This window comes from Bhargavaea ullalensis (assembly GCF_042432615.1).
Classification (GTDB): domain Bacteria; phylum Bacillota; class Bacilli; order Bacillales_A; family Planococcaceae; genus Bhargavaea; species Bhargavaea ullalensis.
Genome location: NZ_JBHLWY010000005.1, coordinates 64,662 through 88,380 on the forward strand (window position 1 = coordinate 64,662; position 23,719 = coordinate 88,380).

At 58.1% G+C, this 23,719-nt stretch carries 22 protein-coding genes and 1 other annotated feature; of the genes, 20 read left to right on the top strand and 2 right to left on the bottom strand.

Annotated elements, in window-relative coordinates; genetic code table 11:
- Positions 1-352: 352 nt before the first annotated feature.
- From ACFFIY_RS01100 to ACFFIY_RS01145, 10 genes are all read left to right on the top strand, one after another.
- Positions 353-1,009: a hypothetical protein gene (locus ACFFIY_RS01100; RefSeq protein WP_354197517.1), complete on the top strand. Its 657-nt coding sequence runs from the start codon at positions 353-355 to the stop codon at positions 1,007-1,009.
- Positions 1,010-1,181: 172 nt separating this feature from the next.
- Positions 1,182-2,123, top strand: a complete 942-nt coding sequence (locus ACFFIY_RS01105) for an aminoglycoside phosphotransferase family protein (RefSeq protein ID WP_354197519.1) — start codon at positions 1,182-1,184, stop codon at positions 2,121-2,123.
- 49 nt (positions 2,124-2,172) lie between these two features.
- Entirely contained in the window at positions 2,173-2,790 is a 618-nt protein-coding gene (locus ACFFIY_RS01110) for a class I SAM-dependent methyltransferase (RefSeq protein WP_354197521.1), read from the top strand.
- Between the two features lie 164 nt (positions 2,791-2,954).
- Positions 2,955-3,449, top strand: a complete 495-nt coding sequence (locus ACFFIY_RS01115; RefSeq protein WP_354197535.1) for a flavin reductase family protein — start codon at positions 2,955-2,957, stop codon at positions 3,447-3,449.
- Between the two features lie 152 nt (positions 3,450-3,601).
- A complete protein-coding gene (locus ACFFIY_RS01120) occupies positions 3,602-4,210 on the top strand; it encodes a LytTR family DNA-binding domain-containing protein (protein ID WP_354197537.1) in 609 nt (202 codons plus the stop codon).
- Positions 4,211-4,377: 167 nt separating this feature from the next.
- Positions 4,378-5,907 (top strand): succinyl-CoA:acetate CoA-transferase ScpC, encoded by a 1,530-nt coding sequence (scpC, locus tag ACFFIY_RS01125; protein ID WP_354197523.1) that lies wholly within the window; start codon positions 4,378-4,380, stop codon positions 5,905-5,907.
- 123 nt (positions 5,908-6,030) lie between these two features.
- Positions 6,031-6,579 (top strand): cysteine hydrolase family protein, encoded by a 549-nt coding sequence (locus ACFFIY_RS01130; protein ID WP_354197525.1) that lies wholly within the window; start codon positions 6,031-6,033, stop codon positions 6,577-6,579.
- 120 nt (positions 6,580-6,699) lie between these two features.
- On the top strand, positions 6,700-8,529 hold the full coding sequence (locus tag ACFFIY_RS01135; protein ID WP_354197527.1) for a hypothetical protein: 1,830 nt from the start codon (positions 6,700-6,702) through the stop codon (positions 8,527-8,529).
- A gap of 25 nt (positions 8,530-8,554) precedes the next feature.
- The gene (locus ACFFIY_RS01140) at positions 8,555-10,984 is read left to right on the top strand and encodes an LPXTG cell wall anchor domain-containing protein (RefSeq protein WP_376837139.1); all 2,430 of its coding nucleotides are present in this window, start codon (positions 8,555-8,557) and stop codon (positions 10,982-10,984) included.
- A 20-nt stretch (positions 10,985-11,004) separates the two neighbouring features.
- On the top strand, positions 11,005-11,604 hold the full coding sequence (locus ACFFIY_RS01145; RefSeq protein ID WP_354194055.1) for a class D sortase: 600 nt from the start codon (positions 11,005-11,007) through the stop codon (positions 11,602-11,604).
- A 59-nt stretch (positions 11,605-11,663) separates the two neighbouring features.
- On the opposite strand, the gene ACFFIY_RS01150 is transcribed toward ACFFIY_RS01145, so the two are convergent.
- On the bottom strand, positions 11,664-12,017 hold the full coding sequence (locus tag ACFFIY_RS01150) for a hypothetical protein (RefSeq protein ID WP_354194057.1): 354 nt from the start codon (positions 12,015-12,017) through the stop codon (positions 11,664-11,666).
- A 102-nt stretch (positions 12,018-12,119) separates the two neighbouring features.
- Here ACFFIY_RS01150 and ACFFIY_RS01155 point away from each other — a divergent pair, with 102 nt between their 5' ends.
- Both ACFFIY_RS01155 and ACFFIY_RS01160 read left to right on the top strand, forming a co-directional pair.
- Entirely contained in the window at positions 12,120-12,806 is a 687-nt protein-coding gene (locus tag ACFFIY_RS01155) for a GNAT family N-acetyltransferase (RefSeq protein ID WP_354194059.1), read from the top strand.
- Between the two features lie 71 nt (positions 12,807-12,877).
- Positions 12,878-13,207: a hypothetical protein gene (locus ACFFIY_RS01160; protein ID WP_354194061.1), complete on the top strand. Its 330-nt coding sequence runs from the start codon at positions 12,878-12,880 to the stop codon at positions 13,205-13,207.
- 56 nt (positions 13,208-13,263) lie between these two features.
- Here ACFFIY_RS01160 and mgtE read toward each other — a convergent pair whose 3' ends face one another.
- Positions 13,264-14,622, bottom strand: coding sequence for a magnesium transporter (gene mgtE, locus ACFFIY_RS01165; RefSeq protein WP_354194063.1), 1,359 nt, complete (start codon positions 14,620-14,622; stop codon positions 13,264-13,266).
- Positions 14,623-14,813: 191 nt separating this feature from the next.
- On the opposite strand from mgtE, the gene dacB reads away from it, so the two are divergent.
- From dacB to trpA, 8 genes are all read left to right on the top strand, one after another.
- Positions 14,814-16,298, top strand: a complete 1,485-nt coding sequence (dacB, locus tag ACFFIY_RS01170) for a D-alanyl-D-alanine carboxypeptidase/D-alanyl-D-alanine endopeptidase (protein ID WP_354194065.1) — start codon at positions 14,814-14,816, stop codon at positions 16,296-16,298.
- A gap of 406 nt (positions 16,299-16,704) precedes the next feature.
- Positions 16,705-16,935: a binding site (T-box leader), on the top strand.
- Positions 16,936-16,999: 64 nt separating this feature from the next.
- Positions 17,000-18,355: an anthranilate synthase component I family protein gene (locus ACFFIY_RS01175; RefSeq protein WP_354194067.1), complete on the top strand. Its 1,356-nt coding sequence runs from the start codon at positions 17,000-17,002 to the stop codon at positions 18,353-18,355.
- Positions 18,352-18,957, top strand: a complete 606-nt coding sequence (locus tag ACFFIY_RS01180) for an anthranilate synthase component II (RefSeq protein WP_354194069.1) — start codon at positions 18,352-18,354, stop codon at positions 18,955-18,957. The genes ACFFIY_RS01175 and ACFFIY_RS01180 overlap by 4 nt, the downstream gene beginning before the upstream one ends.
- Positions 18,958-19,080: 123 nt before the next feature.
- A complete protein-coding gene (trpD, locus tag ACFFIY_RS01185; RefSeq protein ID WP_354194071.1) occupies positions 19,081-20,112 on the top strand; it encodes an anthranilate phosphoribosyltransferase in 1,032 nt (343 codons plus the stop codon).
- The gene (gene trpC / locus ACFFIY_RS01190) at positions 20,109-20,909 is read left to right on the top strand and encodes an indole-3-glycerol phosphate synthase TrpC (RefSeq protein ID WP_354194073.1); all 801 of its coding nucleotides are present in this window, start codon (positions 20,109-20,111) and stop codon (positions 20,907-20,909) included. Before trpD ends, trpC begins: the two co-directional genes overlap by 4 nt.
- Positions 20,906-21,523, top strand: a complete 618-nt coding sequence (locus tag ACFFIY_RS01195; protein WP_354194075.1) for a phosphoribosylanthranilate isomerase — start codon at positions 20,906-20,908, stop codon at positions 21,521-21,523. Before trpC ends, ACFFIY_RS01195 begins: the two co-directional genes overlap by 4 nt.
- On the top strand, positions 21,523-22,743 hold the full coding sequence (gene trpB / locus ACFFIY_RS01200) for a tryptophan synthase subunit beta (RefSeq protein ID WP_354194077.1): 1,221 nt from the start codon (positions 21,523-21,525) through the stop codon (positions 22,741-22,743). Before ACFFIY_RS01195 ends, trpB begins: the two co-directional genes overlap by 1 nt.
- Positions 22,740-23,534 (top strand): tryptophan synthase subunit alpha, encoded by a 795-nt coding sequence (gene trpA / locus ACFFIY_RS01205; RefSeq protein ID WP_354194079.1) that lies wholly within the window; start codon positions 22,740-22,742, stop codon positions 23,532-23,534. Before trpB ends, trpA begins: the two co-directional genes overlap by 4 nt.
- Positions 23,535-23,719 lie beyond the last annotated feature (185 nt).

Below are 23,719 nucleotides of genomic sequence, written 5' to 3' on the forward strand. Positions count from 1 at the left end.
ATGCATAATTATAAGGCACGAACCTATAAAAACGTCGATAAAAGTATTTTCAGACGAATTTGAAAGGGGTTTCATAAATATTTATACATTTCGTATGCAGAATATCGCATTCCGTCAACTTCTCCGACGAACTGCCTGATCCAAGCAGGCGGCTGTCCGCTTTCTAATAGAAGTAACCGGAAACCGGCGTATCGCCTACCCGTCCCCGCTCCTCATCAAACCGGACGGTGGGATTTATTCCCTTAAAAATTGGCAAGTATTTTCTTTTCCAACTCTCATGGCGTTCTTATCATTCTCTCATCCGGCGGCGGTAAATTATAAGCATCCCAAACAACAGAGGAGAGGATTTCAAATGAAAAAAGTACTGACAACCGCAATGAGCATTGCCATGATCGCATCCGCAGGGGCGGGCGCAGCCGGAACTTTCCATGCAGACAAAGCGGAGGCGGCAGCACCCGCTGCATACACTTCTTACTCCCATCAGCACGGCGCATACAGCAACTTCACGTTCGGCCAGTCGGTCAAAGACCTTCCGGAATACGCCACCGTCTCTTCCGTGATCGGACAGGACCTGCACGGCCGGATTGTCGAAGACAACAACTTCAAGCGGACGGTCACTTATACGAATGCGTACGGCCAGGTGCAGTTCAAGTCGATCTTCATGAAAAATCAGCAGACCCTGAAAGTCATCAACACACGCGGCGGCCAGATCTACTACGGCGCCCTGAAAGCAGAAACGCCTGAAGCTCCGGAACAGGATGCCGTCCAGCCGGAAACACCTGCAACAGACAGCATCTCGTCACTGCCTGAATACAACAAGATCGCATCCGTCGTGAACGTGGACGGCCTGACGCCGGTTATCGCCGAAGACAACTACAGCAACCGCGTGATTGTCTTCAAGAGCGCAAACGGCCACGGCGAATATAAAACCATCTTCGTGAAACGAACGAACATGCTGAAAGTGATCGATCTTGACGGCGGCCAGATCTACTACGGCACAATCCGCTGAGCTGAGTGAACCGGACTGTCTGAAAACCGGGATGAACCGCCGCCGGATCTAGCTTCTGAATAAGCACCCACACAAACAGGCCCGACATCCGCAAACTGCGGATGTTGGGCTTTTTTGCGGGCACCCCGTACAATGGAGGCAATCGGAACATTTAAAAAAGGAGGCGATCAAGTTGCAGCTTCCGGAGGCATTCACCGGGCGGGTCCGCGCCGTGTTTGGGAATGAAGGCATTATTTTTCTGGAGAATCTTGAAGAAACGATCTGTTCGTATGTCCGAAAGTGGTCGCTTGAACCTGAGGTGCCGGTTGGGAATCTTTCTTATAACTATGTGCTGTTCGTCCGCCGGCAAGACGGGACGCCCGCCGTCTTCAAGGCCGGGGTTCCCGGAAAAGACAGCCGACGGGAGATCCTGGCAACAGAATCTTACAGAGGGAACGGTTGTGCTGCCCTCATCCGGTCGGTTCCGGAAGACGGAGTCCAACTGCTGGAACGCATCCGGCCGGGTGCAATGCTTTCAACGGTCTCCGATGAAGCCGAAGCGGCCCGGGCGTTTTGTGGAGTCTGGAAAAGACTCCGCAGGCCATTGCCGGCAACAACTGAATTTCCCTCCGTTGCATCCATGTGGGAAGAGGCAAGCCGCTCTTATCGCCGGATGCACCCGGTCGGAGGCCCGGTTCCGGAGGAGAAAATCCGTCTTGCCGGATCCTGCTTTGCCGCGGTGGAAGCGTCTTGCGCAGGCCGAGGCCTGCTCCACGGGGATCTGCACCACCAAAACATTCTGCTGAATGATCGGGGCGGATGGACGGCGATCGATCCGCACGGCTATTCCGGGGATCCCGCCTATGACCTGGCCCCGTTTCTGTACAATGAGCTTGAACACAAACCAGTCGAAGAACTGCTTGCCCTGCGCACGGGTATCTTGCTGGATGAACTGCAGATGAGCCGGAAACGCCTTCTGCAGGCAGCGCTTGCGATGACGGTGATGTCAGCCTGCTGGCATGCGGAAGAAGAAAATCTCGACGCCATCCGGCTGCATAACCGGATCACCGACTGGTATGAGATGCAGTTAAAGACGGAAGACGGACACGGGCAATCTTCCGATGGGCTACAATGAAGTCATCCGGTGCTTTCCATCGGGTGACTTCATTTCCGGAGGGCTTCAAATGAATGAACATGAAATCGACCGGATGCTCGGAATCCAAACAGGCGGCATGCAGGATTGGGGCGTCCGCTCCATCCATGACAACCGGTACGAAGCGACGCCATACGAGGCGCTTGATGCGCTGCTTGAGCGGTATCCTGTGAAAAAAACAGACGGTATCGTCGACTACGGATGCGGCAAGGGACGCGCTGCGTTTTATCTCAACCACCGGACCGGCGCTTCCGTGACCGGCATCGAGATGGACGGCTCGCTCTACCTCGAGTCACTTGAGAACCGGGACGCGTATATGATAAAGAAGAAGAACAAGCTGAAAGGGTCGGTCTCGTTCGTCAACTGCAGGGCGGAAGACTACCGCGTGAAGCCGCTCGACAGCTTCTTCTACTATTTCAATCCTTTTTCGGTGAATCTTTTCGCCAAAACCGTGGACCGCATTCTGCAGTCAGCAGAAGAACGTCCGCGCTCCGTGTCCGTCGCGCTTTACTATCCGACGCTGGATTACCTCGGCCACATGGAACACCATACACCGTTCGTCCACGCGCTCGACCTGCCGACCCCGGGACTGTCGGAAAAGAACCCGAACGAACGGTTCTCCGTCTGGCGGCTCGATTGTTCCACGTGAAAAAAGGCGGTTGAGCAAACCGGTCGAAAAACGTTCGATTGTTCTGATATAGTGAGAGGGCAATCATTGCGTATGGATCCATATAACAGAAGCTGATAAGTGCTCCTTTTCATACATCGCACGGATGCTTCGTTTGCAAGACAGGGGGAAATGAGGTGAAACAAATGACGGAAGACGAAAAAATTGCCCACTTCAAGGAAGTGATGGGGAATTATCCGACGGGGGTGACGGTCATCACCGCGACGGCGCCGGACGGAACGCCGGTCGGCATGACGGTGAATTCGTTCGCCTCGGTGTCGCTTGATCCGACGCTTATTTTATGGTCAATCGACAAGCGGGTATCGCTTTACGATATATTCACGAATGCAAAGAAATTCGCCGTTCACGTGCTGTCCGGCGACCAGGGGGAACTTTGTGCCCTGTTTGCAAGCCGCGGCATCGACCGGTTTGAAAACTGCGAGTGGGAAATGTCGGCTGACGGCGTGCCGGTGATCAAAGGCGCCTCGGGCGTGCTGCACTGCGACTTGCATACGACAGTCGGCGGCGGCGACCACCGGATCATCATCGGTGAAGTGAAAAAGATCGACAACCACCGGAAAGATCCACTTCTGTATCACCGTCGCAAATTCGGTGCCATCCCGGACTCGTTCCACGAATGAACAGAACCACTGAAGCACCGCCCGGGCGGTGCTTTATTTCATATGGATTGAAATGCCGGGACAAATGGCTTTCATTGTATAATGGAGAAAAGGAAACCGAAAGAAGGTGTTTTCCCGTGAAGCAGTTTTCGGAAAAGGATTTGTTGGACGTCATGGGCGAGCTGTTTTCCGACGAAGTGTCCATCGCCGTGACAGACAAGGAACAGTATGTCTATTACCGGCCGAGCAAGCGGGTCGACCTGAAAATCCGGCCGGGAGATCCGGTCCGCGAAGGGACGATCGCCCACCAGGCGCTCACTTCCGGGCAAAAGACATCGGAGTTCATCGACCGGGCGATCTTCGGCATCCCGTATCACGGGATGGCCGTGCCGTTTCACCGGGACGGGGAGCTGGAGGGCTGCGTGCTGGCGATCTATCCGACTTACACGGAAGGAAAATCGGTCGTCACGATCCGGACGGAAGACGGATGGAAGCCGGTGCCGTTCGGGCAGGTTCAGTATTTTGAAGTGAAGGAACGAAAAACCCAGGTCATTGCCGAGGGCGTGGCCGGGACGCATAAAAACACGCTTCAGGAATTCGAATACATTTTGCCGCGGGACATGTTCGTCCGCTGCCACCGCTCGTTCATCGTGAATGTCCATCACATCCGCGAGATTTATCCGGACTCCCACTCCACTTTCCTGCTGGAGATGAATACCGGAGAGCGTGTGCCGGTGAGCCAGTCGTATTCCAGCTACTTCAGGAAAATCCTCGGATTCTGAGAGCCGAATTGTGCGGTTTTAGACATAGTTTTATATGTCTGAATCATGAAACCGGCTTTCCTGTCCGAAAACCTCTGCCATGAAAGCGTTTTAGGGAATAATGATAGCAAGAGAATTTAAACTTGCACTTATTCTATACAAAATCTTTCAAGAAGAGGTTGATACACATGACATCACAACTCGATCGGATTCAGAACCAGTCCCTCCGGAACCGTGTTGTTTCACCGGAAAAAGCCGCTTCGTGGATTGAAGATGGAATGACGCTCGGCCTGAGCGGATTCACTCGTGCCGGTGACGTGAAAGCGGTTCCGTTCGCTCTCGTGGAGCGCGCGAAGGAAGAAGAATTCAAGGTGAATGTCTTCACCGGGGCTTCCCTCGGATCGGACATCGATGCCCTGTTTGCGAAAGCCGGGATTGTCCACAAGCGCCTCCCGTTCCAGGCGGACCCGGTGATGCGCAAAAGCATCAACAACGGGGACATGTTCTTCGTCGACCAGCATCTTTCCCACACGGCGGAACTGGTCCGGTCGGGTGTCATGGGGCCGATTGATTTTGCGATCGTCGAGGCGGTTGCCGTGAAAGAAGACGGGATGATCATTCCGACGACGTCCGTCGGCAACTCATCGCTGTTTGCGATGCATGCCGACAACATCATCGTCGAGATCAACATGGCCCAGACTCCGCTGCTTGAAGGGATCCACGATATATATGACACCGGCAGGCAGGGGGAGCGGGATCCGATCCCGATGACGTCGGTGAAAGACCGGATCGGCACACCGGGCATCCAGGTCGACCCGGAGAAGATCCGAGGCATCGTCTTCACGGAGCAGGAGGATTCGCCTTCGACGATCGTCCAGCCGGATGATGAGACCCAGATCATGGCGGACCACTTGCTCGCTTTTCTCCGCAACGAAGTGGGAATGGGCCGGCTTGACGAAACGCTTGCACCGATCCAGTCGGGCATCGGCAGTGTGGCGAATGCCGTCCTCCACGGCATGGTGGAATCGGAATTTGAACATCTTGAAGTGTACTCGGAGGTTCTTCAGGATGCGGTGTTCGACCTGATCGACGCCGGCAAGGTCGACTTTGCTTCGTGCTGCTCGATTACACTGTCCGATGAAAAGATGAAGCAGGTATTCGGTGACTTTGAGAAATACCGCGACCGCCTGATCATGCGTCCTCAGGAAATCTCCAACCATCCGGAACTCATCCGCAGGCTCGGACTCATTTCGATCAACACGGCGCTCGAGTTCGACATCTACGGAAACGTCAACTCCACACATGTGTCCGGCACGAAAATGATGAACGGCATCGGCGGCTCCGGCGACTTCGCCCGCAACGCACGGCTCGCGATCTTCGTCACGAAATCCACCGCAAAAGGCGGCAACATTTCAAGCATCGTGCCGTTCGTCTCCCATGTCGATCACACCGAGCATGACGTGGACGTGGTCGTGACCGAACAGGGATATGCGGATCTCCGGGGCCTGGCACCGAGGGAGCGGGTGCCGCTCATCATCGAGAATTGCGTCCATCCCGATTACAGGGAGCAGCTCTGGGCCTACTACGAGGAAGCGCTCGGGCGCGGGGGGCAGACGCCGCACGTTCTGGAAAAAGCCTTCTCCTGGCATCAGAACCTTGCCGAGAACGGCACGATGAAAGTCAAATCGAATCCGAAAGAAACGGTGGAAGTCCGCTGATCCGTTTAAAAGGGCCGGTCTCTCGGTTTGAGAGCCGGTCTTTTGTTTTGTTCCATAGTGTCAAGACAACTGTAAACAGAAATGGTATGATGGGGCTGACTAATACGGCAGGGGGTTGAAGACGTGAAAAAAGCGCTCATCAATATTGACTACACGATGGATTTTGTTGCGGACGGCGGGAAACTGACCTGCGGGGAGCCCGGCCAGGCGATCGAAGGGGAAATTGTGCGGCTGACCCGGAAATTTATCGACTCGGGAGACTTTGTGGTCTTCGCGATTGACCGGCATGAAGAAGGAGATGCCCATCACCCCGAGAATCGGCTCTTCCCGCCCCACAACATCGCCGGAACGCCGGGCATGGACTTATACGGGGAGCTGCAGAAAGTGTACGAGGAACATCGGGATGACCCGAATGTTTACTACATGAATAAAACCCGTTACAGCGCATTCGCCGGGACGGATCTGGAGATCAGGCTGCGGGAGCGGGGAATTTCGGAACTCCATCTTGTCGGCGTCTGCACGGACATCTGCATCTTGCACACCGCCGTCGATGCGTACAACAAAGGATTTCAGATCGTGATCCACGAAAACGCCGTTGCCAGTTTCAATCAGGCGGGCCATGACTGGGCACTTGGCCACTTTTCGGGAACAATCGGCGCAAAAGTGATTTAAGTGAATCAGGATATTAGACCTATACGGAAGAGAGTGGACACTTTCTTCCGTATTTTTTGTTATTATCGAGAAAGTTAGGGGAAGAGGAATGGCAGATTAATAGCGGAAGGGGGTGAATCCATGAAACGATTCGTGACCGGTGCTTTCCTGTGCGGAATGCTCATTGCCGCCATGCCGGCAGGCGCCGCCTTCGCAGAGGGTGACGAAAATGGAGAAGACGGGGCTCCGCAAAAAAACCGCGGACTGGTCGGCGGGCTCCTCGGAGCTGTCGGCGACACGGTCGAAGGAACGTTGGAGCTGGCGGGCAATACGGTCGGCGGCACGCTGGAAACAGTCGGCACAGTTGTTGAGGAAACAGTCGGCGGTGTCGGAAAGACCGTTGAGTCGGCAGCCAATTTTGTCGAGAGTGCGGCAGAGACCGCAACCGATTCCGAGACATACCGCAACCCTGCGGAAAGCAAGCCGGTTTCAAAGATCGTTGGCGATACAACGAAGCTCGTCAATGAAGCGGTCGGCCATACGACCGCAGCTGCCGGACAGGCGGTCGAAGAGACGGCAGGCCTTGTGCAGCATACGGCAAAAAACACAACGGACACGGTAAGGGATACCACGGATGCCGTCAACGAGGCAGCAAAAGAAGTTCCGGTTGTTTCAAATGTGACCGGCGCCGTCAATGAAACGGCCGATGCGGTCCTTGGGACGGCCGATACTGCAGTGAACGGGACGGCGGACACCGTCACCGGCACGGTTGGCGGGACAACGGACAGTGTGAATGCGACGGTTGAATCTGTCACTGACTTTACAGAAAAAACGGTGGAGACGGTGACTGATCCGGAAACGTATACCAATCCGGCGGAAAGCCGTCCAATTTCAACGATCGTTCACCATACAACCGGCCTTGTGGAAGAAACAGTCGGCAATACGTTGCCTGTCGTCGATCAGGCCGCCGGTGACGTGACCGGCCTGGTGACCGAAACGGCGAAAAGTGCGACGGAAACGGTGCGCACGGCGACCGGGTCCGTCAACGAAGCGGTGAAAGACGTGCCGGTCTTATCCGGCACCGTCGATCTCGTGCACGGAACCGTCGGCGGTGTAACGGAAACGGTGGACCAGGTGGTCGACAAAACCGGCGAAACCGTCAATCAAGTGACAGAAACGGTCACCGGCACGGTGGATCTGACCGTCGGACAAACGACGGACACGGTGGATGACGTCGTCACCGGCGTCACTGACCAGGTTGTGGGACTGCCGGAAATCGTGCCGTCCATCCGCCCTGTTCTTCCAGAGCGCCCGGCAGTTGAAGAGGCGCCCGGGCAACCGGCGGTCGATGCCACTCCGGAACGGCCGGCCGTTGACTCAGAGCCGGCGGAACCGGCAGTGCCGTCTATCCCGCAGCAACCGGATGCCGACATTGATACTTCGGCACCGGAGACTGCCGCGGCAAAAGAGCCGTCCGGACAACCGGCTGAACAGAAGGACGAAAGCACACCGGCGAAGGAATCCGCCCGGGCAACAAAACCGGATGCCGGAACTCCATCGGCGGAAACGGCAGCCCATGCCCCGGTGATCTTGGAACCGATAACAGCACAAAACCGGCCTGCAGTTGAAGCCATCCGCTGGTCCGAACGGGTTGGCCAGCCGGAAATCAGCCGCGCCGGCAGCAAAGAAACATCCGAAATGCCGGCATCTGCCCCGTTCCAAAACGGAGTGGACATCACCGGCACAACAGCCTTCCATCAACAGGCGGGCAGCGGAAGTTCTGCAGCGGCCGGCCCTTCCACATCAGCCGGAAGCGGCGATGTGCTCCAGGGGGTGATCGGCACTGCAATCGCCGGACTTTCTGAATCCGAAGCGGCCTGGCTCGCGGAAAGCCATTTGAGGAAAAGTCAATGGACGAATGCACCGCCCGGCCAACCGCCCCAAACCACTCCTTTTTTTAACTTGATCTGATCAATTAAAAAAAGGAGCGAACAACATGAAAACAAATTGGATGAAAATCGCCGGCACCAGCTTTGCGCTCTGCCTGGCAGTGACTCTATCTCCGAAAGCAACCGGTGCAGAAAGTGACGGAAACTTGCTTGAGCTGGACGTGAATGTCCTGACCGACAAGGAAGACACCGCCGAAGTTCTTGATGTGAAAGCGGAAGACGTGCCAGTTGTCGGAACGGTAAGCGTCGAACTTCCGTCTGAAAAAGAAAACGGCAGTGCCGTCCTAAACGCAACGGTTGAAGACAGTGCAGTCGGAAACCTCAACGCGGATGTACTGTATGAGGAATCTCCCGAAAGAGCCTCCGGCACTGAAGAAAAGTCCGGCGTGGCCGGCGTGACACTTGATGAAAGCCCGGTCGGTGACGTTCAGGCGGACGTGCTGCATGAGGAATCTTCCGAAGGAGCATCCAGCACGGAAGAAAAGTCCGGCGTGGCCGGCGTGACGCTTGATGAAAGCCCGGTCGGCGACGTTCAGGCGGACGTGCTGTATGAAGAGTACACGGAAGGAGCATCCGGCACGGAGGAGAAGTCCGGCGTGGCGGATGTCTCGGTCCAAGAGTCTTTGCCGGACACAGATGCGGCCGAAAATGAAGAGAACGCTTCTTCACAGAATCCTTCAGAAGAAGCGGCAGAGCCGAAAAAAGACGGTGGCCTCGGTTTGAATCTGAACAATCTTCCGCTGCTTGGAGATCTGCATGTCGGGCTGCTTGAGCATTCCGATGACGATGAAGCCAAGTCGGGATCTTTGATTAATGTCGGGCTAAAAGGCGGGATTCTGGAAGATGTGAATATTGACGTGCTCGGCCAATCTTCCGCTGATGGTACGGAACAGGGATCGCTCGCTTCGGTCAACCTGAACAATGGATTGACCCAAGATGTGACAGTCGACGTGGTGGGCGGCAAACAGACGGACGGTACGTTTGACGGCGGCGTCGTGGACGTGAACGCCTCCGACCTCCCGATTCTTGAACAAACACACATCGGCGTTCTCGACCGCCACGAAGCAACGGACGGCGAGACGACGGCAGTGACCGGTGGCGTGGTATCGGCAGACCTGTCGAACGACCTGCTGGATGACGTGTCGGTCGATGTGATCGGCGGAAATGCGGTGGTTACGGAAGACGGCTACGTCTCAAACGGCGGCGTCGTGGACGTGAACGCGTCGGATCTTCCAATTCTCGAACAAACACACATCGGCGTTCTCGACCGCCACGAAGCAACGGACGGCGAGACGACGGCAGTGACCGGTGGCGTGGTATCGGCAGACCTGTCGAACGACCTGCTGGATGACGTGTCGGTCGATGTGATCGGCGGAAATGCGGTCGAAACGGAAAACAGCTCTGCAGGCAATGCAGGCGTTGTGGATTTGGTCGGCAGCAACCTTCCGATTCTTGGCGGCACACATGTCGGTGTACTGGATCGCCATGAAGCAACAGATGGTGAAACGACTTCCAGTTCTTCGGGCCTTGTGCAGGGCGACTTGATTGACGGCGTGCTCGGCGAAGTCGACTTGGATGTCCTCGCCAAAGACGTGATTGAGAATGAAGACGGAACGTATATCAAGGAAAGCGGGGTGTCTCTCCGCTTGCCGGACCTTCCGCTTCTGCCGGTCAAAGTAGATATTCTGGTGAATGAACAATTCACTCCTTCGGCGGTCATTCCTCCGGTAACCAACCCGGGGGAAAACCCGGACGAAGGCACGAACCCGGATGAAGGCACGAACCCGGATGAAGGCACGAACCCGGATGAAGGCACGAACCCGGATGAAGGCACGAACCCGGATGAAGGCACGAACCCGGATGAAGGCACGAACCCGGATGAAGGCACGAATCCGGATGAAGGCACAAACCCGGACGAAGGCACGAATCCGGATGAAGGCACGAATCCGGACGAGGGCACGAACCCGGACGAAGGCATGAACCCGGACGAAGGCACGAACCCGGATGAAGGCACGAACCCGGATGAAGGCACGAATCCGGATGAAGGCACGAATCCGGATGAAGGCACGAATCCAGATGAAGGCACGAATCCAGACGAAGGCACGAACCCGGACGAAGGCACGAATCCGGACGAAGGCACGAACTCTGACGAAGGCACAAACCCGGACGAAGGTACGTCTGCAGTGCCGGGCAACGGGAACAACAATCATGCCGTGGAAGGCGAGGAGTTCGATCAAGGCAACACGGACAACAACATCGCTTGGCTGCCGGGCAACACAAACGGCACGGGCGGGAACAACTCCGGAACAACCGGTTCTGCCAGCAACATGGCCGGCACCGGTTCTGCACCTGCCATGGGCGGATTCGAGACCGGAGAAATGCTTCCGAAAACCGGCGGCTTCCTCAACAGCATCATGCTTGTCCTGATGGCGCTTGCCTTGATCGGCGGCGGATTCGGACTGAGGAAGGTCGCCTGATTGAGAGAGAAGGTGATCCCATGAAGAAAACGGTCAGACGGCTCGGAACCGTGCTGATCCTCGCCGGGCTTCTTCTCCTGTTCTGCCTCGGGGAAGGCCACCTCGAGAACCGGAAGGCGCAAGACCGCCTCATGGATTCGTTCGAATCGATCCGGGCGGAAGCGCATGGCCCCGGAGAACCGGCCACTGGTCCCGACGGGGACGCAGCGGCCGCCGCGGACGATGGATTGGCAGGTCTTCTTGAGATTCCGAAGATCGATCTTCAGCGCCCCGTCCTCGACGGAGCGACCCCGGAAAACCTGGATCTTTCGCTCGGGAGCATCTCGGGGCTGGATGATCCGGCGGCAGAGGGCGGCAGCCTGGCGATCGCCGGTCACCAGACCCACGTATTCGGAGAATATTTCAGCCGGATCGACGAACTCGAGCCCGGTGACCGGATCACTTACGAAACGTCATCCGGCACCTACACGTACGAAGTGTTCCGCAGCCTGGTGGTGTATCCGCATGAAGTCAGCGTGCTTGACCGGCAGGACGGCATCACCCTCCTGTCGCTCGTCACGTGCTGGCCAAAGCATTCCAGCGCGCAGCGCCTCATTGTCCAGGCGAAACAACTTGACTGAACTGGATAAGAAAACCCCGGACCGATAAAACAGGACCGGGGTTTTGTTGATGGATCCGCTCAATACAGTCCTGTACCGGCCAATTGCAGCAAGGTTCGAACGACATACCTCTTTCCAAGGTTATCATTATCAAAGCTCTTTTCGCTGAATACCAGGCCTCTCTCCCTAAAAAAGGTCACCCACTTGTCATCTTCCTTAAAGTAATGGAACCCTTCGGCCAGTGAATGCTTGCCTGTTTGTTCGCTATGCGGGATACCATGCACCTTCGTATATTCAAATACTTCATCCTCGGTGACAGAAAAAACATCGGAATATCGATGTTTTGTCATGTCTTTCACGCCCAATGTCTCGCAGGCAAAACGCAGTGCATCTCCGTAAAGCAGAACTTTGATCTGAGTTTCCTTATCCACCATGTCGACCGGCTCCCTCCGCTTGGCTTTATTGATATTTCCTCAAAGATACTTTTCAGAACTTCTTCTGTAAAGTACGATGGAAAACAGAAAGAAGGGATGTTGATGACAGAGAACCTTTTTGAGGGCACGCTGAATAACGGCGTCCACATTACAATGCGCCTGCTCAAAACAACCCAGCTGCCGGAAATCCTCCGCCTGCAGGAAGAGGTCGTGGAAGCGCTCGAAGACAAGGCGCGTCTCCAGCCGTTGTCGGAAGAGGAATTCCGGTTCCTCCTCGAAGGCAACGGTGACATGATCGGCGTGTACGACGGAGAGGAAATGGTCGCCTGGCGGGCGATGCTCATCCCGGACAACGACCACGAAGGGCTCGGCCGCGACGTCGGCGTGCCGGAAGATGAAATTTCGAAAGTCATTTACCAGGAAATTTCTGCAGTGTCTCCGCGATTCCGCGGCAACGGGCTTCAGAAAATGATGGCGACCGTCCTCATGGAGCGGGTGGACCGCAGCCGGTACCGCTATGTGTGTGCGACCGTCATGCCGGGCAACATCCCGAGCTTGAAAGACAAGTTTTCGCAGGGTCTTGAAGTGGCGGCACTCAAGGACAAGTACGGCGGCAAGCTGCGCTATGTGTTTTTCAAAGACCTTGCAGAAGCCGTCCCGCATCGCGATGAAAAATGTCTTGTTCCGATGGACGACATCGCCGGCCAGCAGGCACTCCTCGCAGACGGATGGCGCGGTACGGAATTGATTGTAAATGAAGATGGCTGGCAAGTTCGGTACAAACGCTGATCCATGAATCGCCGTTGCACGACCGCTGGCATATACTGATCAGAAAGATCATCTGCCAGGGAAGTGACGTCTTGCGTGGGTCTGGTCCGTTCCAGTTTGGTCAGATTAATAGCGGTCCGGAAAACAGGAGAGACAGCGGGATAAGCCCGGGAACGGCCATCGGCTTCGTCGGTGCAATTCTGGAGTTGATCGGAGGCACGCTGGAAGTGGTCGGTGCAGCGATCGCGATCGAAGAAGACCGGATTGCCGATGAACAGCTGCAGGAAAAGCTTGAACAGATCCAACAACAGATTGACGAACTGAACGACAGGCTAGATCAGAGCGAGGCTTCCGGTACCAATGAACGGATTGTAGCCCTGCTTGAAAAGGTCGTCGAAAATCAGGAAGCCGATGACAAATAAAAGCAGCCGCACCTCACCGAGAGGCCGGCTGCTTTATTTTTGAGGTTAATATGCCATCAAGTGAGCTTCGAAAGGAATGCAGTGGCGATGCCGAAGTAAATGAGCAGGGACAGAATGTCGTTCACCGTCGTGATGAGCGGGCCCGATGCAACGGCCGGATCGAACTTGAACCGGCTGAGGATGAGCGGGATGATCGTCCCGGCGAACGTCCCGATAATAAGCGTCAGAACGAGCGAAGAGCCGACGACGATCCCGAGCATGAAGCTTCCCTGCCAGATGAAGGCAATGACTGCAATAAGGGCGCCGCATGTGATCCCGATGATGACGCCGACGATCAGTTCCCGGACGATGAGCTTCAGCGACTCTTTCAGATTGATGTCTTCGGAAGCGAGGCCGCGGACCACGACTGCCAGCGACTGGGTTCCGGTGTTCCCGGTCATGCCGGCGATGAGCGGCATGAAGAAGGCGAGGGCGACAACCTGTTCCAGCGTGGCCTCAAAGCCGCTGATGATGCTGCCGGAAACGAGCCCGATGAATAAAAGGAGAATCAGCCACGGAAGCCGTTTGTAGGCGGCCGTGAACGGTTTCGTATGGAAGTCGATCTGCTTGCCGCTCGCCATGAGCATTTCAATGTCTTCGTTCGCTTCACGGACGATGATGTCAATGACATCGTCGACCGTGATGATGCCTACAAGCAGGTTGTCCTTGTCTGTCACCGGCACCGATACAAAATCATAGCGGGCAAACTGCTTGGCCACGTCTTCCTGGTCGGTGAACGCATCCACCGAGATGACCCGCCGGGACATGATGTCCGTAATTTTCGTCTCCGGATCCGCAAGCAGCAGCTGCCGGTAGGAAACGACGCCGACAAGCTGCTTTTCGCTGTTGATGACGTATATATAGTTCATCGACGTCGCATAACCACTATAATAGCGCAGTTTTTCCGTTGTTTTTCCGACAGTGTAGTTCTCGTGCACCCAGACGAACCGGTTCGTCATCGCCCGGCCCGCCGTGTCCGCCGGATAGTCGAGGATCCGGCGGACGTTTTCCGCCTCTTCGCGGACCATCATGTTCGTCAGCCTGTCGATCTCTTCCGGGTCCAGGTCGGTCAGCATGGCGGCCAGATCATCGTTTTGCATCATATCGAGGATCGGAATCGCTTTGTCCGGTTCCAGCGACTGAATCAGCTCTACCTGGGACGAAGCCTTCAGATAAGGCAGCATCTCCGTCAGCATGGACAAGTCCATGCACTCCACGAAGAGCGGATGCAGCTTCCTCGGAATTTTCATGTACTGGATCGCTTGGTCATACGGGCGGAGATCCTTCAATAACTTCAAAAACCCTTCCCGGTCGCCTTCCTTCAGTGTCCGGTTCAGGGCGATCGTCAATTCTTCCTGGTTTTCCTTGACCACCAACTCCCTCGCCTCCAGTCCATTCTTTCTCTATGGTTCCCCTATACCCTGTTTGCGCCTGGTTAGTCGCCGGACAAGCCGGATGGGCCTTTTTGCCTGTTCCTGCAAGAATAAAATGCGCCATTCATATGATGGAATATTCAAAAAACCTTGGTACACTGGTTAAAATGAGTTTTTCCAAAGGAGGATCTGTTATGCCGGCCACACCGAAAAAATGGCTTTCTGCAATCGCACTGTCCGCTCTGCTGCTTGTCCCGGCGGGCGCAGCCGAAAGCCCGCAGATTGCCGTCGCGACCGAAGACCATGCCGCGCTCGGCAACACGCTGAACCACATCCTGAACGACCCGAGGCTCGCCGGGGCGACAATCGGCGTAAACGTCTCCAAGGCCGAAACCGGAGAAACGGTCTATGCGCATACCGATGATCTGCTGCTCCATCCCGCATCGAACATGAAAATCCTGACCGGCATAGCAGCGCTGGACTCTCTCGGGCCCGACCACCGCTTTAAGACCGACGTCTCCCATGACGGCCGGCTGAACAACGGCGGCGTGCTGCACGGCAATGTCTATCTGCAGGGCAGGGGTGATCCGACACTCCTGAAAAGCGACTTCGAGAAGTTCGCAAAGGACGTAAAAGCAAAAGGCGTCAAAAAGGTCAAAGGCGACCTCATCGCCGACGCGACCTGGTACGACGATATCCGGCTTTCAGAGGACCTGAACTGGTCCGACGAATCCAACTACACGGGAGCCGCGGTATCGGCGCTCACCGCCTCCCCGAACACAGACTATGACGCCGGCACGGTCATCGTCAACGTCAACCCCGGAAAAGCCGCGGGCGACCCGGCAACCGTGACACTTGATCCGGCGACGGACGCAGTGAAGATCGACAACCGTGCGAAAACCGTCGCCAAGGACGGCCGCAAGAGCATCTCGATCGAACGGGCCCACGGCACCGACACCATTGTCATCGAAGGAACAATCCCGGCCGGCGCAACGGCCTCCCGTTCCTGGACTGCCGTCTGGGATCCTTCCCTCTATGCGCTCGATCTGTTCAAGAAAGCGCTCGAAGCCGAAGGGATCTCCATTTCCGGTGGTTTGAAGAAAGGCAGCGTGCCGGCCGGCGCAGCGGAACTCGCTTCCAAGCAGTCGATGCCGCTCCGGGACCTGTTCATCCCGTTCATGAAGCTCAGCAACAACGGCCATGCGGAAGTGCTGGTGAAGGAAATCGGGAAAGTGTCCGCGGATGAAGGCTCGTGGGACGCAGGCCTGAATGTGATGGCAGACGTGCTCGCCAAGTACGGGGTGGACCCGTCCGCCATGCGGCTCCGAGACGGTTCGGGCATGTCCCACAAGAACCTGGTGACCGCGGGACAGCTGTCCACTTTGCTCTACGGCATCCAGGCAGAGCCCTGGTTCCCGGTGTTCCTGGAATCCCTCCCGGTGGCAGGCGATCCTGACCGCATGACCGGCGGCACGCTGCGCAACCGGATGACCGACGGACCGGCAAAAGGAAACGTCCAGGCCAAAACCGGCTCACTCACAGGCGTCTCCACCTTGTCCGGCTACGTCACCGGTGCGGACGGCGAGGAATACATCTTCTCCATTCTGATGAACAACTACCTGGCCGGCTCCGTCACTCCGATCCAGGACGACATTGCCGAAGCCATCGCCGGACAATGACCGAAAAAGAATCGGCATGAACACCGGCCGCAGAAAATAGAATGAGGAGCAGGAGCGGCCTCGAAAAATCCGGAGTCCAAAAAGCGGACGTGAAAATTCTCCGGGCGGGTGTGAATTTCCCTGGAGCGGGCGCGAAAAGTCAAAGGGACCCGGAAAGCAGGCGCAGAAAGCTCCCGGCCAGGCGCGAATTTCCCTGAGGCAGCCGCGGAAAATCCAATAGCCACAAAAAAACGGTAAACAACACCAAACGCGATGCCTGCGTTCGTCGCTGGTTGTTTTCACCAAAAAGCGGGTTGACACAAATTTCTGAACAGTGTAAGATTGGAATCAACTTTTTCGTCCGGACGGGCAGAAGGTGCCGGGAGCGGCATCGCCCTTGGATTTAAAAGCAGAGTAGAGCATAGCCGAGAAATTGCAGAACAGGAAGAGTAGCATGCGAAGGGCGGCCCAGAGAGCCGGCGGTGGGTGGAAGCCGGCGCGCCCCGTGTGTGAATGGACCTGTGAGAGCCGCCGCAGCTTTTCTGCGGCGGACGTCCTTCCCGCGTTAAGGGAGCATGCCCGCTTCATCCGGGCATGGCCGAGCGGGGGCGTTTTGCCCCAACGGAGGTGGCAACGCGGATTTGATTCCGTCCTCCGCAACAGGACTTCTGTGCCTGTTGCGGGGGATTTTTTATTTCTTAAAAAAGAGGAGCTGAGCAGAGTTGAGAACAGCTGAGAAAAGAGTGGCGGCGAGGCGGCTGGAAGGCGACGGGCTGACGCCGATCGCGGTGTTCAGAAGGTTGAAGGGGAAGCGGAAGTTTCTGCTGGAAAGTTCGTGTGCCCGCGACGGGTCGGGCCGCTATTCCTACATTGGACAGGATCCGGTGAAGGTGTTCCGCGGCGAAGGCGGCGTTCTGGAGGAGACAAACTGCCGGACGGGCAAAGTGTATGAGCATGAAGGAGATTCCATCCGGCTGCTCCAGCGCCTGCTGCCGAGAGTGGCGGCAGGCACGGAATTCCCGTTTGCCGGGGGGGCGGTCGGAGCGGTCGGATACGGGGCGGCGGGGCTGAAAAGCCGGCATGGCCAGGCCGGACCGGATGTGCTGCTCAATGTGTATTCGACGGTCATCGTGTTCGACCATCTGCTCGGAACGGTGTCCATCGTGCAGACCGGCCTGGAAGACGGATGCGATGAAACGGCGGACCGGCTGGAGGAAGAGATCCTTCACGGAGCGGAAGAAGAACCCTCAGGATTTTCGCTCGGCGAGTTCGTCTCCGGCACAGACCGGGAGTCGTTTGAAGAGGCGGTGCGGAAAGTGAAGCAGCACATCGCGGACGGCGAACTGTATCAGGCGGTTTTGTCGCGGGAACTGCGTGCCCCGTTTGCCGGCGATCCGTTTTCGCTGTTCCGGCAGCTGCGGAAACAAAATCCGTCGCCGTATATGTATTTTATCGATCTCGGGGAAACCGTCATTGCGGGCACGTCACCCGAGAGCCTGGTCAAGGTGAAGGACGGGGTGCTTTCGATGAACCCGATTGCGGGCACGCGGTCGCGCGGGACGGATTCCGATGAGGACCGGGTGCTGGAGGCGGATCTACGGCAAGACCCGAAAGAGCTGGCCGAGCACGACATGCTCGTCGATCTCGGCCGCAACGACATCGCGGCGGCGGCCGAGCCGGGAACGGTCAGGGTGACGGCTTATCAGGAGCTCGTGAAGTATGAACATGTCATGCATCTCGTGTCGGAAGTGGAAGGGAAGCTGCGGCGAGATGCCGATGCATTTGACGCCATCGTGTCCTGTCTTCCGGCCGGAACGGTCACCGGTGCCCCGAAACGCCGGGCGATGGCGCTGATCGACGAACTGGAGCCGTCGCCGCGCGGATTGTACGGCGGGTCGGTCGGCTATATCGGCTTCAACGGCAACATGGACATGGCGCTCGCCATCCGGACGTTTTTCATCCAAGACGGAGAGGCGTCGGTGCGGGCCGGGGCGGGGATCGTGTTTGACTCGAAGCCGGAAGCGGAGTTTATGGAAACCGTGAACAAAGCCCGTTCGCTCATGGAGGTGGCCAAATGATTCTGCTTCTGGATCACGAAGATTCATTCACGCACAACCTGGCGGGCGCGTTCGCGATGCTCGGAGAGGAAGTCCGCATCCTGGCCGCGGGGGAAGCGACGCCGGATCAGGTCCGGCAGTTCGACCCGGCCGCCATCGTCCTGTCATCCGGCGCCGGGACGCCCGCCGACTGGCCGCAGTCCCTGGAAATCGTCCGGACATTCGGCAAAGAGGTGCCGACCCTCGGCGTCTCCCTCGGCCAGCTGATCATCGGGGAAGTGTACGGCGCGGATGCGCGGCGGCAGACCCGGTCGATCCGTCACGGCAAATCTGTCGCCGTCCGGCATGAGCGCGGCGGACTCTTCGCCTACATTCCGCAGCCGTTCCGGGCGATGTGCTGCCACTCCGCCGTCCTCGGACGGGATTCGCTGCCCTTGGAGCTGTGCGCAGATGCTTTCTCGGTGGAAGACGGCGCCGTCATGGCCATGCGGCACACGGCCCATCCTGTATACGGGCTCCAGTTCCATCCCGAATCCGTCGGCACCGAACGGGGAGACCGGCTCCTCGCCGCCTTTTTGGAAGAAGCAAGGGAGTTTCGCGGGCGGCAAGTACCGAATGGATGAGTGAGACGCAAAGCCGCGCGAGTGAGACGCTATGGCCTCCGAGTGAGTCGCAAAGACCCTCGAGTGAGACGCAATGCGGCCCGCGGGCCATGGAACAGATCAGCAGAGGAGAGATGAGCAGAGATGAGAAAGTTTATCCGGAAAGTGAGAAACGGCAAGGATCTGAACTATGAAGAAATGACGGAGGCGTCCCTGTTTTTGTTTGATGAACGGACATCAGAAGAGGAAATCGGGGAGTTCCTGGTCGCATTGGCCGAAAAGGGCGAGACGGCCTATGAAGTGGCGGCGCTCGCCGAAGTGACGAGGGGACTGGCGATCAAGCCGCGGGTTCCGGACGCCCCCTACTTTGACAATTGCGGGACGGGCGGCGACGGATCTGGCAGCTTCAACATCAGCACGGCTTCCGCATTCGTGCTGGCTGCGGCGGGCGTGCCGGTCGCCAAGCACGGCAACCGGAAGATTTCAAGCAAGTCGGGCAGTTCGGATGTGCTCGAGGCGCTCGGCATCCGGCTGGAACAGGATCCGGAGGAAACCGCCGAACAGCTCCGGCAAGAAGGGCTCGCGTTCCTGTTCGCGCCGCAGCTGCATCCGAAAATGAAGCGGATCGGCGGTGTCCGGCAAAGACTCGGACGGCGGACGATCTTCAACCTCACCGGACCGCTCACAAATCCGATGCCGCTTGACACGCAGTTCACCGGCATCAGCCGGAAAGAATTCACGATGGGGTATGCTTCGGTCCTGCGCATGCAGGGAAGACAACGCGCCATCGTCGTCTGCGGCGCCGGCGGCATGGATGAGGCATCACTCGCGGGGCCGAACGATTTTGTCCTGCTCGACCGCGGCGACCTGATCCCGTTCACGCTTGATGCGGAAGATGTCGGCCTGGACCACGCGCCGGCATCCGCCATCCGGGGCGGGGACGGCAGGGAAAATGCGGAGATCATCCGCCGTTTGCTTTCCGGCGAGAAGGGCCCGCACTTCGACACGGTTGCATTCAACGCGGGCATCGGGCTGTTCGCGGCCGGCAGGACCCGGACGGCAAAGGAAGGCGTGGAACTGGCGACCGGCACGCTTGCATCCGGCAAGGCAATGGAGAAACTGGAAGCCGTCACGGCGTTCCAGCAACAATACAGAAAAGAGGCGGTGGCCCGATGACGACGATCCTGGACGAAATTCTGGAAGAAAAGAAGCGGCGGCTGCAGACGTTGCGGGACGAAATCCCGGCGAGTCCCGCCATCCGCCATCCGCGGCCCCGGCTTGCCGAGATGTTTTCAAATGAAAACGGCCTTGCGGTCATCGCCGAAGTGAAGCGGGCCTCGCCCTCAAAGGGACTCATCAACGGCGGCGTGAATCCGGCGGAACAGGCCGCCGCCTATGAACGGGCGGGCGCCGCCTGCATCTCGGTGCTGACCGAGGAAGCGTTCTTCAAAGGCTCCTATGAGGACCTGGCCGCCGTGGCGGAAACGGTCCGGATCCCGGTCCTCTGCAAGGACTTTGTCATTGACGAGCTCCAGATCGACCGGGCACTTCAAGCGGGGGCCTCGGTCATCCTGCTCATCGCGGCCGCACTGACGGACGGGCGGCTTGAAGAGCTTTACCGATATGCGGCACAAGCGGGGCTCGATGTGCTTGTGGAAGTGCACAACGCAGAAGAAATGGACCGTGCACTCCAACTCGGCGCCCCGTTCATCGGAATCAACAACCGGGACCTGAAGACGTTCGGGGTGAACCTCGGACGCACAGAGGAACTGGCCGCGCAGGCCGGCAACCGGCCGGGCGGCTATCTCATCAGCGAAAGCGGCATTTCCGTTCCCGAACAAGCCGCACGCGCGGCAAAGGCAGGTGCGGACGGCATTCTCGTCGGCGAAGCGCTCATGAAGAGCGGCGATCCCGAAGAGGCCATCCGGGCGCTCAAGAGAGCGGGCAAGACGGCGGAGGAGGTGCAGCGATGACGAAAGTGAAGATTTGCGGACTCATGGAAGCCGACCATGTGAAGGCGGCGGTCGGGGCAGGCGCGGATGCAATCGGGTTCGTCTTTGCCCCGAGCCGGCGGCGGGTGGACCCGGTCTGGGCATCCAAGCTGGCCCGGCTCGTGCCGGACCACGTACTGAAGGTCGGGGTCTTCGTGAATGCCCCCGAAGAAGAAATCCTCACCGTCCACCGGAATGTGCCGCTCGATCTGATCCAGTATCATGGAGACGAGACGCCCGAAAGCATCCGGCGGATCGGCCTGCCGTCGATCAAGGCGTTTTCCGTCCGTTCGGAAGAAGACGTGAAGCGGGCCTCGGACTATGAGGTGGACTATTGGCTGTTTGATGCGCCGGGAACAGACTTCCGCGGCGGCAGCGGCCGGGTGTTCGACTGGTCGCTGCTCGACCGGGCGGGCATTCCGATCGAGCGCACGATCATCGCCGGAGGCCTGAATCCGGGCAATGCGGCGGACGCCGTCAGACAAGTCCGGCCGTTTGCACTCGACGTGTCAAGCGGCGTGGAGCGGGACCGGCGGAAAGATCCCGCGCTCATCCGGTCGTTCATTGCACAAGTCAGGGAAAGGAGAGAAGCGTGATGGTGAAAGTGGAAAAAGCGGTTTACAGCGCACCGGATGAACGAGGAAGATACGGGGATTACGGCGGGCGGTTCGTCCCCGAGACGCTCATGCCGGCACTTCTTGAACTGGAGGCGGCATACCGGGAGGCAAAGGAAGATCCGGCGTTCCAATCGGAACTCGACACCATCCTGGCCGATTACGTCGGCCGCGAGACGCCGCTTTATTTTGCAGAGCGGCTGACCGAAGCGGCGGGCGGCGCGAAGATCTACCTGAAGCGCGAGGACCTGAACCACACCGGCGCGCATAAAATCAATAACGCGCTTGGCCAGGCACTGCTCGCGCGGAGGATGGGCAAGCGCAAGATCATCGCGGAGACCGGTGCAGGCCAGCACGGCGTCGCGACCGCAACGGCCTGTGCGCTTCTCGGCCTCGACTGCATCGTCTTCATGGGCCGCGAAGACATCCGCCGCCAGGAACTGAACGTTTTCCGGATGGAATTGCTCGGCGCCCGGGTGATTTCCGTCGACGGAGGATCCGGCACGCTGAAGGATGCGGTGAACGAAGCGCTCCGCTACTGGGTCGCCAACGTCTCGGACACTCATTACATCATCGGCTCTGCGCTCGGGCCGCATCCGTTCCCGGAAATCGTCCGCGACTTCCAGCGCGTGATCGGCACCGAAACGCGCCGGCAGATCCTAGAGAAGGAAGGCCGGCTGCCGGACGCCGTTGTGGCGTGTGTCGGCGGAGGCAGCAACTCGATCGGCATGTTCCACCCGTTCGTCGATGATGCGCAGGTCGCGCTCCACGGCGTCGAAGCGGCGGGAAGCGGCATTGAGACGGGCAAGCATGCAGCCGCTCTCACCGGCGGACGTCCCGGCGCACTCCACGGTGCCTACATGTATCTGCTCCAGGAAGACGCCGGGCAGATCCGGGAAGCCCACTCCATCTCGGCCGGACTCGACTATCCGGGAGCAGGGCCCGAACACTCCCACTTCCGCGACACGGGCCGCGTTACATACGGTTCGGTGACCGACGGCGAAGCGCTCGATGCGCTGAAGCTCCTTTGCCTAACGGAAGGCATCCTTCCCGCGCTTGAGAGCTCGCACGCCGTTGCCTATGCGGTCGAGCTGGCGAAGGGGATGCCTCAAGACGGAATCGTCGTGATCTGCCTGTCCGGCCGCGGCGACAAGGATGTCATCACTGTGCGTGAAGCATTGAAGGGAGGCGGCCGAGCATGACGGCTGACAAGCTCACCGGGGCGATCAATGAAGCGAAACGGAAGGGCGGCTGTGCATTCGTCCCGTACATCATGGCCGGCGACGGCGGACTCGGGCGGCTCGAACAGCAGGTGTTATTCCTCCAGGAGGCGGGGGCGACCGCCGTTGAGCTCGGCATCCCGTTTTCCGATCCGGCGGCGGACGGTCCGGTCATCCAGCAGGCCGGGATCCGCGCGCTTGAAGAAGGGGTGACGCTCGGCAATGTAATCCGCACGGTCGCGGGGTTCTCCGACGAAGTCCGGATTCCCGTCATTCTCATGACGTACCTCAATCCGGTCCTCAGCCACGGCGTCGCAACCTTTGCGAATGACTGCCTGGAGGCCGGCATCGCGGGCGTCATCGTTCCGGATGTGCCATTTGAGGAAAGCGCCATTCTCGAGGACGCCCTGCGGATGGTCGATGTGGCCTTCATCCGGCTCGTCCCGCTTTCTGCGCCGGAAGACCGCATCCGGGCGATCGCCGGCGCGGCGGAAGGGTTCATTTATGCGGTTACGGTCGACGGCATCACGGGTGCCCGCGATTCATTCGGCGGCTCTTCCGCCGAACGGCTCAGAAGGCTGAAGGAAATCGCGGACGTACCGGTCCTCGCCGGCTTCGGAATTTCCTCTGCGGAGCATGTCCGGGAATTCGGCCGGGCGGCGGACGGCGTCATCGTCGGCAGCGCCATCGTCGACGCCCTTCACCGGGACGACCTTGTGTCCATCTCCGGTCTGATCCGGGCCGCCCGGGAGATTGCCGTTCCGGCAGAATAATGGAATAGGCCGTCCGGCTCCAAACCGGGCGGGCTTTTTTATGGGATCCCCGGGGAAATGAAGCGGGTATGGTATACTCGTGGAATCAATCGGGCACAGCGGCGATTCAATGGATGAACCGGTCTTCTCGCCCGGCGGCAAAGACGGGACGAATCTTTTCCATCATCCATCCGTATATATCGGCA

What these genes read in the sequence shown, in the direction of transcription:
- ACFFIY_RS01115 (WP_354197535.1), top strand. Translation starts at nt 2,955, where the DNA reads ATGACGGAAGACGAAAAAATTGCCCACTTCAAGGAAGTGATGGGGAAT.
- ACFFIY_RS01180 (WP_354194069.1), top strand. Translation starts at nt 18,352, where the DNA reads ATGATTCTGCTTCTGGATCACGAAGATTCATTCACGCACAACCTGGCG.
- trpC (WP_354194073.1), top strand. Translation starts at nt 20,109, where the DNA reads ATGACGACGATCCTGGACGAAATTCTGGAAGAAAAGAAGCGGCGGCTG.
- trpB (WP_354194077.1), top strand. Translation starts at nt 21,523, where the DNA reads ATGGTGAAAGTGGAAAAAGCGGTTTACAGCGCACCGGATGAACGAGGA.
- ACFFIY_RS01100 (WP_354197517.1), top strand. Translation starts at nt 353, where the DNA reads ATGAAAAAAGTACTGACAACCGCAATGAGCATTGCCATGATCGCATCC.
- ACFFIY_RS01110 (WP_354197521.1), top strand. Translation starts at nt 2,173, where the DNA reads ATGAATGAACATGAAATCGACCGGATGCTCGGAATCCAAACAGGCGGC.
- dacB (WP_354194065.1), top strand. Translation starts at nt 14,814, where the DNA reads ATGCCGGCCACACCGAAAAAATGGCTTTCTGCAATCGCACTGTCCGCT.
- ACFFIY_RS01120 (WP_354197537.1), top strand. Translation starts at nt 3,602, where the DNA reads ATGGGCGAGCTGTTTTCCGACGAAGTGTCCATCGCCGTGACAGACAAG.
- ACFFIY_RS01145 (WP_354194055.1), top strand. Translation starts at nt 11,005, where the DNA reads ATGAAGAAAACGGTCAGACGGCTCGGAACCGTGCTGATCCTCGCCGGG.
- ACFFIY_RS01140 (WP_376837139.1), top strand. Translation starts at nt 8,555, where the DNA reads ATGAAAACAAATTGGATGAAAATCGCCGGCACCAGCTTTGCGCTCTGC.
- trpD (WP_354194071.1), top strand. Translation starts at nt 19,081, where the DNA reads ATGAGAAAGTTTATCCGGAAAGTGAGAAACGGCAAGGATCTGAACTAT.
- ACFFIY_RS01135 (WP_354197527.1), top strand. Translation starts at nt 6,700, where the DNA reads ATGAAACGATTCGTGACCGGTGCTTTCCTGTGCGGAATGCTCATTGCC.
- ACFFIY_RS01150 (WP_354194057.1), bottom strand. Translation starts at nt 12,017, where the DNA reads ATGGTGGATAAGGAAACTCAGATCAAAGTTCTGCTTTACGGAGATGCA.
- ACFFIY_RS01155 (WP_354194059.1), top strand. Translation starts at nt 12,120, where the DNA reads ATGACAGAGAACCTTTTTGAGGGCACGCTGAATAACGGCGTCCACATT.
- scpC (WP_354197523.1), top strand. Translation starts at nt 4,378, where the DNA reads ATGACATCACAACTCGATCGGATTCAGAACCAGTCCCTCCGGAACCGT.
- ACFFIY_RS01195 (WP_354194075.1), top strand. Translation starts at nt 20,906, where the DNA reads ATGACGAAAGTGAAGATTTGCGGACTCATGGAAGCCGACCATGTGAAG.
- trpA (WP_354194079.1), top strand. Translation starts at nt 22,740, where the DNA reads ATGACGGCTGACAAGCTCACCGGGGCGATCAATGAAGCGAAACGGAAG.